The organism is Micromonospora sp. CNZ296, from assembly GCF_007827635.1.
Map to the genome: position 1 here is coordinate 635914 of NZ_VISW01000001.1, position 15259 is coordinate 651172.

At 72.7% G+C, this 15259-nt stretch carries 11 protein-coding genes and 3 pseudogenes; 9 read left to right on the plus strand and 5 right to left on the minus strand.

From position 1 onward, the window contains the following. Positions 1 to 2 precede the first annotated feature (2 nt). From FB455_RS02890 to FB455_RS02900, 3 genes are all read left to right on the plus strand, one after another. Positions 3 to 590: a copper resistance CopC family protein gene (locus FB455_RS02890; RefSeq protein ID WP_063778292.1), complete on the plus strand. Its 588-nt coding sequence runs from the start codon at positions 3 to 5 to the stop codon at positions 588 to 590. Then, positions 587 to 2599: a bifunctional copper resistance protein CopD/cytochrome c oxidase assembly protein gene (locus FB455_RS02895; protein ID WP_030271556.1), complete on the plus strand. Its 2013-nt coding sequence runs from the start codon at positions 587 to 589 to the stop codon at positions 2597 to 2599. The genes FB455_RS02890 and FB455_RS02895 overlap by 4 nt, the downstream gene beginning before the upstream one ends. A gap of 98 nt (positions 2600 to 2697) precedes the next feature. After that, positions 2698 to 3375 (plus strand): DUF1775 domain-containing protein, encoded by a 678-nt coding sequence (locus FB455_RS02900; protein WP_030271559.1) that lies wholly within the window; start codon positions 2698 to 2700, stop codon positions 3373 to 3375. Positions 3376 to 3907: 532 nt separating this feature from the next. On the opposite strand, the gene FB455_RS02905 is transcribed toward FB455_RS02900, so the two are convergent. Continuing rightward, a complete protein-coding gene (locus FB455_RS02905; RefSeq protein WP_222434122.1) occupies positions 3908 to 4684 on the minus strand; it encodes a hypothetical protein in 777 nt (258 codons plus the stop codon). Positions 4685 to 4910: 226 nt separating this feature from the next. Here FB455_RS02905 and FB455_RS34155 point away from each other — a divergent pair, with 226 nt between their 5' ends. Beyond that, on the plus strand, positions 4911 to 5054 hold the full coding sequence (locus FB455_RS34155; RefSeq protein WP_157551500.1) for a hypothetical protein: 144 nt from the start codon (positions 4911 to 4913) through the stop codon (positions 5052 to 5054). Between the two features lie 295 nt (positions 5055 to 5349). Here the strand turns inward: FB455_RS34155 and FB455_RS02915 are convergent, their stop codons facing one another. The 3 genes and pseudogenes from FB455_RS02915 to FB455_RS34655 all read right to left on the minus strand — a co-directional run. Continuing rightward, a complete protein-coding gene (locus tag FB455_RS02915) occupies positions 5350 to 5601 on the minus strand; it encodes a hypothetical protein (RefSeq protein ID WP_225319877.1) in 252 nt (83 codons plus the stop codon). Positions 5602 to 5926: 325 nt separating this feature from the next. Continuing rightward, positions 5927 to 6376: pseudogene (locus FB455_RS34650) on the minus strand (HAD-IC family P-type ATPase); the annotation flags it as partial. A gap of 106 nt (positions 6377 to 6482) precedes the next feature. Beyond that, positions 6483 to 7502 (minus strand): annotated as a pseudogene (locus FB455_RS34655) (HAD-IC family P-type ATPase); the annotation flags it as partial. 488 nt (positions 7503 to 7990) lie between these two features. Between FB455_RS34655 and FB455_RS02925 the strand changes: the two are divergent. The 3 genes and pseudogenes from FB455_RS02925 (at position 7991) to FB455_RS02935 (ending at position 10259) form a co-directional block, all read left to right on the plus strand. Beyond that, entirely contained in the window at positions 7991 to 8659 is a 669-nt protein-coding gene (locus FB455_RS02925; protein WP_082171189.1) for a thioredoxin-like domain-containing protein, read from the plus strand. 9 nt (positions 8660 to 8668) lie between these two features. Continuing rightward, complete coding sequence (locus tag FB455_RS02930) at positions 8669 to 9355, plus strand: DUF305 domain-containing protein (protein ID WP_047890780.1); 687 nt, start codon at positions 8669 to 8671, stop codon at positions 9353 to 9355. Positions 9356 to 9693: 338 nt separating this feature from the next. Further along, positions 9694 to 10259 (plus strand): annotated as a pseudogene (locus FB455_RS02935) (class F sortase). A gap of 43 nt (positions 10260 to 10302) precedes the next feature. Here the strand turns inward: FB455_RS02935 and FB455_RS02940 are convergent. Continuing rightward, positions 10303 to 11106, minus strand: a complete 804-nt coding sequence (locus FB455_RS02940; protein ID WP_030271575.1) for a cytochrome c biogenesis CcdA family protein — start codon at positions 11104 to 11106, stop codon at positions 10303 to 10305. Between the two features lie 493 nt (positions 11107 to 11599). On the opposite strand from FB455_RS02940, the gene FB455_RS02945 reads away from it, so the two are divergent. Then, positions 11600 to 13945 (plus strand): heavy metal translocating P-type ATPase, encoded by a 2346-nt coding sequence (locus tag FB455_RS02945; protein WP_222434123.1) that lies wholly within the window; start codon positions 11600 to 11602, stop codon positions 13943 to 13945. Positions 13946 to 14422: 477 nt separating this feature from the next. Next, the gene (locus FB455_RS02950) at positions 14423 to 15100 is read left to right on the plus strand and encodes a C39 family peptidase (RefSeq protein ID WP_047890781.1); all 678 of its coding nucleotides are present in this window, start codon (positions 14423 to 14425) and stop codon (positions 15098 to 15100) included. The last annotated feature ends 159 nt before the right edge of the window (positions 15101 to 15259 follow it).

Below are 15259 nucleotides of genomic sequence, written 5' to 3' on the forward strand. Positions count from 1 at the left end.
CCTTGACCCGCACGTACCGTTTCGTCCTGCCCGTCCGTGTTGCTGCTGCCCTCTGCGTGGCCACCGCCCTGCTCGTGCCGGCCACGCCGGCGTGGGCACACAACGCCCTGCGCGACTCGACGCCGGCCGCCAACGCCCGTCTGGCCGCCGCCCCGCAACAGATCGAGCTGATCTTCGTCGAACGGCTCGATCCGCGGTTCACGACCATCGCGGTCACCGCCCCGGGTGACGTTGCCGCCGTCGCCGGCAAGCCGGCCGTGTCGGGTACCCGCGCCACCCAGCCGCTCAAGTCTGACCTGCCCGCCGGCAGGTACACGGTGGCGTACCGGGTGGTGTCCGTCGACGGGCATCCGGTGCAGAGCTCCTACACGTTCACCGTCACCGCGTCGGCGTCCCCGCTCGCGGCATCCGCACCGCCGGCGTCGGCCCTCACCACACCGCCGTCGGTGCCGGCGACCACTGCCGCTTCCTCGGCCGCCGCCGCTGATGGCGCCCCGAGCATGGGGGTCGGGCTGGTGGCGGTGCTGCTCGCGCTCGTGGCGGCCGGGGCGGGTCTGCTGCTGTGGCGCAAGCGGGCGGCCCGGCGATGAGCATGCAGAGCGTCGTGCGGCGTCCGGTGCTGGTGCCCGTCGGCACTGTCCTCGTCGCGGCCGCGGTCGGAGCGGCGCTGTTGTGGTGGGGTGGCGGCGCGGTACCCCAGACGGTGCCGGGCCTGCCGGACCCGGGCCCGACCACCGCGTGGATCCTGCCGGCCGCCCGGTTGGGCATGCAGGTCGGTGCGGTCATCACCGTCGGGCTGCTGCTGGCCGTGGTGATGCTGTCGCCCCGCGACGACGAAGGTCGCCTGTCGGCCCTGGGCTACCGCCGCCTGCGCGCTGCGGCATTCAGTGCTGCCGCCTGGGCGGCGGCGTCCGCGGTGGCGGTCTGCTACACCCTGGTCGACCTGTTCGGGCTGCCCGCCGCCCAGGTGTTGTCCGTGCGGGCGGTGCTGCACTTCGCCCTCAGCGTGGCGCTCGGGCAGGCGCTGGCCCTCAGCGGCGTCCTCGCGTTGCTCGTGGCGCTGATCGCCGCCAGGAGCCTGCGTCCGGGCGGTGCCCTGGCGGCGTTGTGTATCGCGGTGGCGGCGACGATCCCGCCGGTGTTCACCGGGCACGCCGCCGGTTCCGGCAACCACCAGATCGCGGTGTCCGGGCAGCTGCTACACGTCATCCCGGTCACCCTGTGGGCGGGGGGTCTGTTCGCCCTGGCCGTCACCGCCCGCGGGTCGACCGCCGACCTGGCCGTCGCGGTGCGCCGGTTCTCGCCGCTCGCGCTGGCCTGCCTGGTCGTCGTCGGCGCCTCCGGCCTGGTGTCCGCCGCCACCCGCCTGTCCGCCCCGGCGGAGTTGCTGACCACCCGTTACGGGCAACTGCTGCTGGTCAAGATCGCGGCGCTCGCCGCGGTCGGGGTGGCCGGGCTGCTGCACCGCCGCCGTTCGATGCCCGCCCTGTGCGCGGGGCGGCGGCGTCCGTTCCTGCGGGTGGCGGTGGTGGAGACGCTGCTGTTCGCCGCCACCCTCGGCGCCGCCGTGGCGCTGTCGCGTACCCCCGCACCGCTCGGTGAGGTGGAGGAGGACTCGACGGCGGCCCTGCTCGGTTTCCCCATGCCGCCACCGTTGAGCATCGAGACCGTGGCGAGGCTGTGGCTGCCCGACCCGCTGATCATCGCCGCCGCGGTGGCCGCCGCCGGGCTGTACCTGGCCGGGGTGTGGCGACTGCGCCGCCGCGGTGACACGTGGCCGCCCGCCCGCACCGCGCTGTGGCTGGCCGGCTGCGCGGTGATCGTCATCGCCACGTCCAGCGGCCTGGCCCGTTACGGACCGGTGTTGTTCGCCGTGCACATGGTGCAGCACCTGCTGCTGATGATGGTCGCCCCGATCCTGCTGGTGCTCGCCGGGCCGGTCACCCTCGCCCTGCGCGCGCTGCCCCCGTCGACCGACCCCCGGTGGCCCGGCCCCCGTGAGTGGCTGCAGACCGCCCTGCACTCCCGGGTCTCCCGCGCGCTGACCCATCCAGTGGTCGCGCTGGCCCTGTACGTCGTGAGCCTGTACGTGCTCTACTTCACCGGCCTGTACGAGCTGGCGGTCCGTTCCCACGCCGCGCACCTGGCCATGATCGGCCACTTCCTCGGCGTCGGGTACCTGTTCTTCTGGACCGTGATCGGCATCGACCCCGCCCCCCGGCGGGTGCCACACCCGCTGAAGGCGATCCTGGTGCTGATCAGCATGGTGCTGCACGCCTTCCTCGGTGTGGCGCTCATGCAGTCGGGCGGCGTTCTCGCCGCCGACTGGTGGACCGCCCTCGCCCGTCCCTGGGGGCCCACTCCACTTCAGGACCAGCGCAACGCCGGCGGGGTCGCCTGGTCCTTCGGGGAACTGCCCACGGTCATCGTGCTCGGCGCCCTGATGCTGCAGTGGATCCGCGCCGACGAGCGGGAAGCCCGCCGCCGTGACCGCGCGGCCGACCGCGCCGAAGCGGAGGGCCGCGAGGACGACGAACTGGCCGCCTACAACCGCATGCTCGCCGGACTCGCCGAACGAGACCGGCAGGTTCCCCGGTGAACCGCCGCCCGCCGAATGCCGGTGCCGGGAACCGGCAGCGGGCGATCAACGACTACCTGTCGACGACGGCACACGAACGAGGCAGAAAGTTGGTTCGGATGAGACACCGATGGGCGATCGTCGCACTGGCCGTCACGGCCGCCACCGTCACGGCGGCCAGCCCCGCGTGGGCCCACACCGACGCGAAGCTGACGCCGGCGCGCGCGGGCGCCGCCAACGCCGTGCTGTCCGTCGACGCCGAGGCCGAGTCCCGCACCGCCGGCACCACCTCGGTGCAGGTCTACCTGCCCGAGGGCATCGCCGCGTCAGACATCACCCTGCTCAAGGCCCCGCCCGGCTGGAAACTGTCCACCACCACGCCGAACAGCTACACCGTCGCCGGACCGGCCGTCCCGGTCGGGCAGGACGCCGAACACCAGGTACGCGTGCGGCAGCTGCCCAACACTGCGCAGGTGTCGTTCAAGATCCTGCAGAAGTACAGCGACGGACGTATCGACCGGTGGATCGAGGTGCCCAGCTCCGCCAACCCGGAGCCGGCCAACCCCGCCCCGACCGTGAAACTCGCCGCCGCCCCGACCCCCAGCCCGACCGGCTCCGCCGTCGAGGCGAGCAGCCCGAGCGTCGCACCTGCCACCGACGCCCCGATCACCGATGGACCTGCCGCGAGCACTCAGCAGGACGCCGGTAACGGCGGGGTGTGGCTGGTCGTCGGGATCGTCCTGGCGCTGCTGGCCGCCGCCGGCATCGTGGTGTCGTTGCGGCGACACCGGCCCTGAGTGCGGCGACCTGGTCGGGCTCGGGCGCTGATGCCCTTCGTGGACACTTCCACCGATAGGATCCGTCCCGTGCCGGTGCGGTGGCGGGACCCGGTCAGTCGACGCGATGGCCTGCGTCTGCGCGAGCTGCTCTGCTTCCTCGTCGCCGCGGTCGTCGCGATGATCGCGGCCCACGGGACGCTCGACGTGGCCGCGGCGAGTGTCACTCACCCGTCCCCGTCCTCGACGGCCCTGCACGCCCAGCCCTGCCCGGACGAGCGGCCCGGCCACGTCACGCGCGCCTGCCCGGCGGAATCGCCCCGCACACTTCCCGTCGCCGAGCCTGCCAGCCCCACCCTGAGGTGCCCGCCCGTGCGGCCCTCAGGCGACCTACCGCATGTAGACCAGCGGCGCGTTTCTGCAACTGCTCGGCGGCGGTGTTCTTGAGCACGACTGAGCGGTGATTCTCGGCGGCTCTGATCCCGTGGCGATGACACCAGCAGCTACGTGCGCACTGGGACAGCTGCGGCTGAGCAGCGCCGGGGACAGCCGCTCACCACGGCACCGGGCATAGACAAGCCCGCCAGTGCCACTGGCGCTGGTGACCTGGCGCTTGCCAGTACGCGCTACAACCCGGCGAGGGTGTACAGCCCGAGGAACCCGACGAAGAACAGGGCGGCCGTCCACGGGGTCTCGGGGTGTTCGTGAGCCTCCACCAGAAGCTCTTCGGTGACCAGGTACAGCAGGGCAGCAGCACCGAAGGCCAGCACAGCGGCCAGGACCCCACGGCTGGCGCCGCCGCACCGCCGATCGCTCCTGCAGCGGTCGCCAGACCGAGCGCACTCGGAATCATGGCGGCCCGCACCCGGCCCGCACCTCGCTTGGCCAGTGCGGCGCTCACCGACAGGCCGAGGAACAGGACCTCCAGGGTGAGTGCGATCGTGAGGATGACGCCCTGGCTCTTTCCGAGGGTGACGCCCAAGCCGACGAGCAGGCCGTCTACGAGCAGGTCGACACCGACCGCGGCCAGCAGCCCGGCGGGGACACCGATGGGGCGGGTGGCCTCCACCCGGCGGGAGTAGGCCCCCAGAGCCAACAGCAGAACCACGCCGGCGGTGAACGCGCCCACCACGATCAGCAGGTGGCCTTCTCGGCGCAACTCCGGCAGCAGCTCGCCAGCGAGCGCGGCGAACACCACTCCGGCGGCGAAGTGCTGGATTCCGCTGGAGACCGCCGGGCCGGGAGTCCTCAACGTAGCGATCACCGCGCCTGTCACGGTGGCCACGACGGGAAAGGCCACCAGGATCGCTGCCGTGCCGACTACGTTCACAGGCGTCCTCTCCTGTCCTCGACCCAGAGCGCGAGGCGCCGTCAGGGCACCCTGGTGTTCGTGCCCGGCGATTGGTCGGCCAAACCAGCGCGGCTCGGTCCCACCGACTTTGAGCAGCTTCGGGAGGCGCGCTCGATGACGCGGCGGTCGTGATCGCTGCCGTCGTGGTGTCTGCGAGCATGGACTGTTCCGTAGCTGGTGGTCTGGAACAGGTGGAGGTGGGGGCATGGCGACGGATCTGGTCGGCGCCCTCGCCGGGGCGTCGTTGGCCGCGTTCGCGCTGGCCTGGATGTCGGCGGTGGCCGGCCCCGGCGGCGGTGTGCTGCTGCTGCCCGTGTTCACCGCGCTGTTCGGACTGCGGTGGCACTGACTCCCGCGACCCTGCTGGGCGCCTGGGTGGGCAAGAAGACCGTGGGGCGGATCAGCGACCGACTGTTCGTCGCCGTCGTGGGGGTTGGTCTGATCGCCGCCGGCGTGCTGTTTCTGGCCGGCTTCTGACGTCACCCGAGCCGGCTACTCCTCATCCGCGTCTCAGGTGAGGTGTTGCCGGACGCGGCGGGGCGGGGTGAACGCGTAGAGGTCGAGCACGCCGGGTGGGTCGGCCAGGCCGGGGCCGCCGGCGCGGATCCAGGCGGCGATGTCGTCGCTCGCGTCGGTGTCGTTGATCAGGCCGAGCCAGCCCGGTCGCCCGCCGGCGCGGCGGCCGGCGGGGAGGGCTGTACGACGATGACGTTGGCGTGCGCGCAGGTGTCGAGGCAGTCGCTGACCCGTACCACAGCGACGTCGGCGACTGCCGCTTGCAGCTGGGCCAGTTGCCCGGCGTGGTCGAACCCGGCGGAGGTGCCGCAGCAGCAGCCCTGGCAGACCGTGACGGTGCAACCGGCCGTCGCGCCGCCGTCCCGGCCGCGGCGGCTCACGGCGCCCCTTCGGTCTGGGCGCGTCGCCATGCGGAGGAGGCGAGTAGGCGTAGGCCGTTGAGGCCGACGATGACGGTGGAGCCTTCGTGCCCGGCGACACCCAGGGGGAGGGGTAGGTTGCCGAACAGGTCCCAGCAGACCAGCACGGTGATGAAGGGTGCCGGCGATGATCAGGTTCGCCGTGACGAGGCGGCGGGCGCGCCGGGACAGGGCGGTCGCGCTGGGCAGGGTGGCCAGGTCGTCGCGGACGAGGACGGCGTCGGCGCTGGAGGGCAAGGTCGGAGCCGCCGCGGCCCATGGCGACGCCGAGATTGGCGGCGGCGAGGGCGGGTGCGTCGTTGACGCCGTCGCCGACGAGCAGCACCCGCCGGCCGCTGGCCTGTACGGCGCGCACCTGGTCGACCTTGTCCTGCGGCAGCAGCCCGGCGTGCACGTCGGTGATCCCGGCCTCCGCCGCCAGGTGCCCGGCGGCGCCGGCGTTGTCACCGGTGAGCAGCATCGGCCTGGCCCCGGTGAGGCGGGTCAGCGCGATGACGGCGTCGGAGCGGATCCGGTCGGCCAGGGCAAGCACCCCGACGGGCGTCCCGTCGACGATCACCACCATGGCGGTGTGGCCGGTGGCCTGCGCGTCGGCGGCCACGGCCCGGGCCTGGGCCACGGCCATGGGCGTGAGCTCGTCGAGCAGGACCGGCCTGCCCACGGCCACCTGCCGGCCGTTGACCACCGCGCGTACGCCCCGGCCGGGCACGGACGTGAAGTCGGCCGCCGCCGGCACCGGCAGCCCGTGGTCCTGCGCCGCCGCGAGGACCGCGGCACCGACGGGGTGTTCGCCTGGCGTGCTCGGCCCCGGCGGCAAGCCGCAACACCTCCTCCGGGCGGGCGTCGCCGATGGGGTGGATGTCGACGACGCGGGGATGGCCTTCGGTGAGGGTGCCGGTCTTGTCGAACGCCACCCGCTCGGGGTCGGCGAGGTGTTCCATCACCACGGCGGACTTGACCAGGACGCCGTGGCGGCCGGCGAGGGCGATCGCGGACAGTAGCGGCGGCATCGTGGCGAGGACCACGGCGCACGGCGATGCCACGATCATGAACGTCATCGACCGCAACAGCGTCGAGCGCAGGTCGGCGCCGAAGAGCAGGGGTACGGCGAACAGCGCCAGGGTGGCGACGACCACCGCGATCGAGTACCGCTGTTCGACCTTCTCGATGAACAGCTGCGTCTTGGCCTTGGTCGCCGACGCCTGCTCCACCAGGGCGACGATGCGGGCGATCACGGACTCGCCCGCTTCACGGTGCACGCGTACGACGAGCGTGCCGGTGCCGTTGAGGGTGCCGGCGAACACCTCGTCGCCGACCGACTTGCCCGCAGGCAGCGGCTCCCCTGTGATGGTGGCCTGGTCCACCTCGCTGATGCCGTCGACGACGACCGCGTCGGCGCCGATGCGCACACCCGGGCGGACCCGCACATGGTCACCGAAGCGCAGCTCGACCGTGTCCACCACTGTCTCGCCGCCGTCGGGGTCCACCCGCGTCGCCTGCTCGGGCTGTGGATCCGGGTCGGGGCCGCCGTGGCCGTCCTCGCCGCCGGCGGCGCGGCCCTGTACGCCTGGCAGCGCCGACGCAGGGCCTGAAGGGCAGACCATCCCGTCATGCAGTCGGAACGGCAGGGCAGCGGCGGGGCGGATAGGATCTCCGCGATGAGACGCTGGCAGATGACCACGGCGCAGCGAGGCGACGGACGCCTCAGCCGCGTCGTCTGCCTGCTCCTGGTTGTCCTCGTGGCGCTGATCGCCGCCCACCCGGTCACCGGCGCCAGCGCGGCGCGCAGGCACACCCAACCGCTGGCCGGTGTCAGCGTGGCTCACCACGGCCAGGACTGTCCCCAGGACCGCCCCAGCCATGCTGAGCAGGCCTGCCCCACCCAGTCGTCGAGCACTACCCCGGTCACGGCCTCACTCATCCGGCCGTTGACTCTGACGAGCCGGCGACTGCCTCCGTTGCCCGCCGAGCGGATCCATCAGGATGACCCGGGGACCCATCTGTGTCCTCGCCTGACACAGTTGGCGGTGTCCCGCACGTAAGAGCCACTCCGCGTGGCATGGCTTCGGCGGCGCAGGCAGCCTGCCTCGCCGCCGCGAGCGGGAACCGGGTATCGCCATGGCTGTCGTGGCGGGCGACCGCCCCGGACAGGCACTGCCCGCGCTGGCCGGGTGTGCTTCCGGCCCCCGCATCCCCTGCCCGCGTCGCGTTCCTGAGCGGGTTAGGGCGATGGGTACGCGTCAGCCACCTGCTGCTCACCGGCTCCATTCGACTGGAGCCGTCCAGGAACATCGGCATGTCTTCCGCCCATCGGGCGCATCCCCCACTCCCACTAGTGAGAGGCATCGTGATGAGAGCTTCCAAGTCCTCTGCCCGTACCCGACCGGCGAAGGCCGTCGCGGTGCGCCCCGGCCGGCCGTGGGGCGTCATCGCCGTCGTCACGGCGGTGAGCGTGCTCGGCGTGGCGATCATCGGCTACGCCGCGGTCGCCACGTGGCAGGGCACCCGGCCCTGGGCGCAGCGTCTGACCGGCCTGTCCGGCGTGACGGATTACGCGTCGAAGAAGCCGGCGTGGCTGGCTAGTGAGCACAAGAGCGGCCCGCTGACCTACGAGGTGACCCCGTCGGTGGGTGGCAGCCACAACAGCGCGTGGCAGAACTGCACCGGCGACGTTTACGACGCGCCGATCGCCGCCGAGCACGCCACCCACAGCATGGAACACGGCGCGGTGTGGATCACCTACCGGTCCGACCTGCCCGCCGACGAGGTGCAGCGCCTGGCCGGGCGGGTCCGCGGCGTCGACTACATGCTGCTCAGCCCGCACGACAACCTCGACGCGCCGATCTCGCTACAGGCGTGGGGCTACCGCCTCACCGTCCCCTCCGCCGACGACGAGCGGATCGACGAGTTCATCCGCGCGGCCCGGGTCAACGCCGGACCCGAGCAGGGCGCGACGTGCTCGGGTGGGATCACCGCCACCGGCACGACGCCCCGTGACCTTGCCCCTCAGGGCCAGTAGGGGCCAGCCATGGACAACGCGCAAACACCCCCGCAACCCCAGCCGGACCCGCCGGCGAGTCGCCGCTGGTGGCCGCTCGTGGCCGCGGCCCTCGTCGTCTTCGCCGTCGGTGTCGCCGTGGGACTGCTCGTTCCGGCCGTGCGGGCACCCGGCGACACGTCCGCCGACGCCGGCTTCGCCCGGGACATGGCAACCCACCACGCCCAGGCCGTGGAGATGTCGATGATCGTGCACGCCCGTACCGACGATCCCGAGGTCGCCACCCTCGCCATGGACATCGCACTCACCCAACAGGCGCAGATCGGCATCATGCGGACCTGGCTGACCCAGTGGGGCCTGCCACCGACCGGCAGCCAACCGGCCATGGCCTGGATGAACGACATGAACGGCATGGACCACGGCGGTGCAGACGCGACCGGCGCCGCACCCATGCCGGGCATGGCGACCAAGGCCGAGATCACCCAGCTGCGCGAGACCACCGGCCGGAACCTGGACATCAGGTTCGCCGAGCTGATGATCCGCCACCACCGCGGCGGACTCGCCATGGTCGAGGCGATCCTGGCCGCAGAGCCCCGCCCGGAAGTCCGCGACCTGGCGGCGCGGATGCGCGCCGGCCAGCAGGCCGAGATCACCGCTTTGCAGAAGCTGCTGGACCGGCTGCACTCCACCGCCTCCACCGATGCGTCCACCAACTGACGCGTCGCTCGGCCCCGCCGCCCAGGCCGCCGGCGGGTACGCGCCTCGCCTCCGCCCGCACCCTGGCCACCTGGCTCGGTCCCGCATCAAAGTGGGCCATGGCTGGCGGGGCGTTGGCTGTCCTGCTGGCCGCCGGATACCGCCGGCGCGCGGCACTGATCCGTGCGCGAAACGCCCGCTTGGGCGGCATGGTGATGAACCGCTGACCGCCGGCCCGCCTCGGCGTGGTCGACGTACCGTCAGGACGTGGCCGGCGGTCCGACCGATTCCAACGGCGGAGTCCTGGTCAGCGTGCCCGGCCGCCGCGACGGGTTGGCGCGCAGGGGGAGGGAGCGGGTATGGCCAGCGCGCGGGTGCGGACGGCGCCTGGGCGCCGCGTCGAGCGGGCCCGGCGACCGCACGTTGCGCTGGCCGTCGTGCTGATCCTTGCCGGGGTGTTCGCTACCGGCGCCGGGCTCGGCAGCAACGGCAGCGGCAGCGGCCTGTTGGGCTGGTTGCCTTTCGTCGGTCAGCGGGGCAGCGCGGAGGCGTTGGGTCCGAGCCGGCCGGTGCGGATCAGCATTGACGCGATCAAGGTGAACGCGGCGGTGGGGCCGGTCGGCGTGGCGGCCGACGGGTCCATCGCCGTGCCCCCGCTGTAACGGGCCGACGACACCGGCTGGGCGACCTGCGTAAGGGCTCCCGCGTCGAGATCACTCGGGCTCACCGTTCGGTCGCGGTGTTCGCGGTCACCTCGGTCGAACGGTTCGACAAGAACCGCCTGCCCGCAGACCGGGTCTACGGCGGCGACGGCGGGCCCGGGCTCCGCCTGATCACCTGCGGCGGCGCGTGGATCGGCGGAAGCGTCGGCTACGCCGACAACACCATCGCCTTCGCCTCGCTGGTCGGCTCGCGCCAGCGCTGACCGAGCGGGGTCCCCGGGACCGGCCCGCCGTGGTGTGGCCCGGTCAGATGCTGATCTGGCCCGGCCCGACCGTGGCCCGTAGCCAGATCATCAGGTCGGTCCACGCTCCGGTGAGCAGCGCGAGCCCGATCGCGACGAGCAGCGCACCGCCGAGGCGGGTGACCCACCGGTGGTGGCGGCGCACGAAGCGGGTGAGGGTCAGCGTGCGCCGCAACCCGAGGCCGACGAGCAGGAACGGCAGGCCCAGGCCGGTGCAGTAGGCCAGGGCGAGGACGGTGGCCCTACCGGTGGTGGATTCCACCGCCGCCAGGCCCAGCACTGCGCCGAGGGTGGGGGACACGCACGGCGTCCAGGACAGGCCGAACGTCGCGCCGAGCACGGGTGCGCTGGCGATCCCGGCGGACGGGAGCCGGGTGGCGCGGACCTGCCGTTGCAGCAGCGGGAACGCCCCGAGGTAGCCGGCGCCGAGGAGCACGGTCAGCGTCCCGGCGGCGATCTCGATGGTGCGCGCGTTGGTCACCAGGGCGCGGCCGGCGGCGTTGAACGCCACGGCCACGGTGACGAACACGACGGCGAACCCGGCGATGAACCCGAGCGTGCCGGCCACGACCCGCGCCCGCGCCCGCCGCCGGGTCGCCACGGCGACAGCGCCGGCCGCCGGGGGCGGGGTGGGCTGCGCCGCGGCGTCGAGGTCGGTACCGGCTAGGCCGGTGACGTAGGACAGGTAGCCCGGCACCAATGGCAGGACGCAGGGGGATAGGAAACTCACCAGTCCCGCCGCGGCGGCGACGGCCATCGCGGCCAGGAGGGGCCCGGTCGCGGCGATGGCCGCGAACTGCTCGCCCATGTCAGCCGGCTCCGGCCGACGTGCGCGCCACGGAGTCCGGTTCCACCAGTCGCGGCATGTGTCCTCCCTCAGGTCGCGCTGGCTGCGCAACGGTCATCGTCTCACGCCGCTACTACCTTTCGTAGTATGGGGTGTGCCGTCCGCGCACTGGGACGGCTTGCCCCGCAGGGGACGCCGACCGGCCCGCCGCGCGGGTCGGCTGTTGCGGCGCGCCCGGACGCGGCCGGTGTCGCGCGCCCGTGGCCGTCAGATGCACAGCACCCTCCGTCGTGGTGGCGGCCGCGCAGGTCGTGGCGGCGATCCTGGATTCCTCCCTTCGCCGCAACCGGAGGATCTAGCCTGAATAACAGTCTTCTGGTCGGACGGCAGTGATCGATGAGCCTGTCCCCGCCGCACCCCCTGAGCCCGCCGCGCTGCTCGACCTTCCGCTGACCACGGTCGCGGTGGCGCTGCCAGTCGACCACCGCTCGGTGGCAAAGGTGAGGGAGGCGCGGTGGCAGGTGCCGGCGGCCGGGCGGCCGGCTCGGAGAGCACCCTGGAAGTCCAGCTTTCAGCGGTGCTGCCGGCCGCGCAGGACGAGCGGGATCAGTGCGTGCAGCGGCTGCGGGAGCGGCTGTCCGGGACACGGGGGCTGCGCGACGCGCACGTGCACGACCGCGACGGGCAGGCAGTGGTGTGCGTGCACTACGACCCCGTCGTGCTGCCGCTGGACCGGCTGCGTCGGGTGGTGTCTCAGACCGGCGCGCAGGTCAGCGACCGCTACCGGCATGCGTGGCTCCGGGTGACCGGGATGGACTGCGGTGACTGCTCTGCGAGCATCGAGCACGTCCTCACCCGCCAGAACGGGGTGCTGGCCGCCTCGGTTAGTTACGCCGCGGAGCGGCTGCGGGTGGAGTTCGACAGCGACGTCGTGTCGTTGGACGACCTGGTCCGTCTGGTGCGCGCCATGGGCTACGGCGTGGAGGTCCCGCGCCGGCGAGGGTGGGTGCGCACCCGCGCGGAGCTGCTGTTGGCGCTGGCCGCCGGCGTACTGCTCGCGATGGGCTTCGCCGGTGAGACGTTCCTCGACTGGCCCGCCACGGTTGTCGTGGTCGCGTACGGGCTGGCCTATCTGACCGGCGGATTCACCGCGGCACGGCACGCGGCGGCCGCCGCGGTGCGGCTACGGCTGCAGATCGACGCGCTGATGGTCGTCGCGGCCGTCGGCGCTGCGGTCGTCGGGGCCTGGGCCGAGGGCGCGCTGCTGCTGTTCCTGTTCAGCCTCGGCCACGCGCTCGAGCACCGGGCGATGGGCCGGGCCCGCCACGCGATCGAGGCACTCGGGACGATCACCCCGCACACCGCCAGGGTTCGCCGCGAGGGCACTGAGACCGAACTCGACGTGCGGGAGGTGCTGCGCGGCGACGTGGTCATCGTCCGGCCCGGCGAACGCGTACCGGTCGACGGCAGCGTGCGGGGCGGGCGGTCGACGGTCGACCAGAGCCCGATCACCGGCGAGAGCACTCCGGTCGACAAGGCGCCCGGCGCTGCGGTGTTCGCCGGCACGGTCAACCACGACGGCGTCCTGGAGGTCGAGGTGACCCGGCTGGCCGGGGAGTCCACCCTGGCCCGGGTGGTCACCATGGTGCAGGAGGCCCAGACCCAGAAGTCCCCCACCCAACGGCTCACCGAGCGCTTCACCGCGGTGTTCGTACCCGCCGTGCTGCTGCTGGCCGCGGCGGTCATCGCGGTGCCGCCGCTGCTGGGCTGGCTGACCTGGCAGGTGGCGTTCCTGCGCGGCATGGCGGTCCTGGTGGCCGCGTCGCCGTGCGCGCTGGCCATCGGCACGCCGGCGGCCGTGCTGTCGGGGATCGCTCGCGCCGCCCGAACGGGTGTGCTGGTCAAGGGCGGCGTGCACCTGGAGAACCTGGGCCGGGTCGACGCGATGGCCTTCGACAAGACCGGAACGCTCACCAGCGGGCACCCCGTTGTCACCGATGTCCGCCCCGCCGCCGGCGTCGACCCCGCGGCCCTGCTCAGCACGGCCGCCACCGTGGAGAGCCGGTCCACCCACCCCCTGGCCCGGGCTGTCGTGGCGGCGGCGCAGGGCCTGCCACTGGGCCGGGCAGGCGAGGTCACCATCGCCGCCGGGAAAGGGATCACGGCGGCCGTGGACGGCCGGCAGGTCCGGGTCGGCCGCCCCGGGTATGTCCTCCCGTCGGACCCGCCTGACGAGATCCGCGGTGCGGTCGCCGAACTGGAGGCCGCCGGCAGGACGGTCATCGCCGTCGACGCCGACGGGCGCCTCCTCGGCGTGCTCGGGCTGGCGGACCAGCCCCGAGACGGCGCCAAACCCATGCTGCAGCAGCTACGGCGTCTCGGTGTCACGTCGCTGGTCCTGCTCACCGGCGACAACCCTCACGTCGCCGCGGATGTCGCCCGCAGCCTGAGCCTCACCGACTACCGTGCCGGGTTGCTGCCGGAAGACAAGGTCGACGCCATCGCCGGCCTGACCCGCCAGCATCGTGTGGTGGCCATGGTCGGCGACGGCGTCAACGACGCTCCCGCGCTTGCCCGCTCCACCATCGGCATCGCCATGGGCACCGCAGGAACGGACATCGCCCTCGAAACCGCCGATGTCGCCCTCATGGCCGACGACCTGAGCAAACTTCCCGCCGCCGTGGGGCTCGGCCGACGCTCCCGGCGGGTCATCCGCCAGAACCTCGCCGTCGCCCTGTGCGTCATCGCGGTCCTGCTACCCGCCGCCGTCCTTGGGATCGCCGGTATCGGCGCCGCCATCGTGGTCCACGAAGGCAGCACCCTGGCCGTTGTCGCCAACGCGCTGCGGCTGTTGCGATGAGATCAGGGCACTGACAGCACGAGAGTCGGTCGCGGTGACGGCGGACAGGGTTTGCCTGAAGCCCGGCCGGCCCGGACCCCGCAGCGAGCCCGTCAGGCCTATGGGTCACACCACGAGCCTCACCGTCTCGTAGCGCCGCATGTAATCGCCGTCGCCTACCTCTACGGCGACTCCCGGACGGCCCACTGGCACTCTCCTCCGGGCGCCTGATCCCGACATCAAGGACGTACCGAGCCGGAGACCTCAGGGGTGCCGGGACCCGTCGCCCGCGAACATCCGGACCTGCCCACCTGTCCCGGTGTCCGGTTTCGTCCGGTTACCGGGATCCCGGGCGGGCCGGCCCGCCCGGAATGCCGGCCGGGCGGCCGTGGTTATGACTCCCGTACGCCCGAGCACCCCCGCCCGGGCGTATCTCTTTGGGCGGCCCGCACCCCGATCTGCTGGCCGTCCTTTCCCCCAGGTGAAAGGTGAGCATCAATGACTACTGTTACTCGTTGGCTCCCGGCCATCACTCAGACTTCGGTTGTTCGTAAGGCCGCGCTCGGTGTCGCCGGGCTCGCGTTCGCCGGTGGCGCGATCGCCGGTCCCGCGACCGTGGCGCACGCCGCGCCGGTGTCGGCCGGCAAGCCGGCCACCGTGGCGCAGGAGCGTGACGGCGGCAAGGAGCTGGACTTCACGTACAAGTTCCAGGAGACCTACTTCTACTGCGCGCCGGCGGCGACCAAGATGGCGCTGTCCGCGCTCGGTAAGGACCTGAGCCAGGACGAGCTGGCCAAGAAGCTGGCCACCACCGAGGCGGGCACCAACTCCGCCATCGAGACCACCCGGGTGCTCAAGGAGGTCACCGGTAAGGACTACCGCACCGTCGAGATCCCCGGCCAGAAGGCCAGCAAGGCCGAGACCGACCGGCTGCGCAACGACGTCGTGCGCAACATCGACGGCAAGCGGCCGATGGTGGCCAACATCAAGGGCACCTCGGTCGACACCGACGGCCACGCTCACTCCTACGAGGGTGGGCACTACATCGCCGTGGTCGGCTACCGCGACGGCGGGAACACCGTGAAGATCGGTGACTCCTGGTCCGACGAGGGCCAGTACTGGATCAGCACCGACAAGCTGGCCAACTGGATCGCCTCCCGCGGCTACTCCGCCTGACCTGAGCGTGAACAACGATGGGGCCGGCCCGACAAGGGCCAGCCCCATCGTCGTATCCACCACCTCAGGTCTGCCGAAAGGAGACCAGGGTGCCGATGTTGGCGCGGGGCGGGCGCGCCATGTGCGGGGACCTACCGCAACGGCCCGGGCCGCGGTCTG

What these genes read in the sequence shown, in the direction of transcription:
- FB455_RS02900 (WP_030271559.1), top strand. Translation starts at nt 2,698, where the DNA reads ATGAGACACCGATGGGCGATCGTCGCACTGGCCGTCACGGCCGCCACC.
- FB455_RS02930 (WP_047890780.1), top strand. Translation starts at nt 8,669, where the DNA reads ATGGACAACGCGCAAACACCCCCGCAACCCCAGCCGGACCCGCCGGCG.
- FB455_RS02940 (WP_030271575.1), bottom strand. Translation starts at nt 11,106, where the DNA reads ATGGGCGAGCAGTTCGCGGCCATCGCCGCGACCGGGCCCCTCCTGGCC.
- FB455_RS02895 (WP_030271556.1), top strand. Translation starts at nt 587, where the DNA reads ATGAGCATGCAGAGCGTCGTGCGGCGTCCGGTGCTGGTGCCCGTCGGC.
- FB455_RS02925 (WP_082171189.1), top strand. Translation starts at nt 7,991, where the DNA reads ATGAGAGCTTCCAAGTCCTCTGCCCGTACCCGACCGGCGAAGGCCGTC.
- FB455_RS34155 (WP_157551500.1), top strand. Translation starts at nt 4,911, where the DNA reads ATGGCGACGGATCTGGTCGGCGCCCTCGCCGGGGCGTCGTTGGCCGCG.
- FB455_RS02950 (WP_047890781.1), top strand. Translation starts at nt 14,423, where the DNA reads ATGACTACTGTTACTCGTTGGCTCCCGGCCATCACTCAGACTTCGGTT.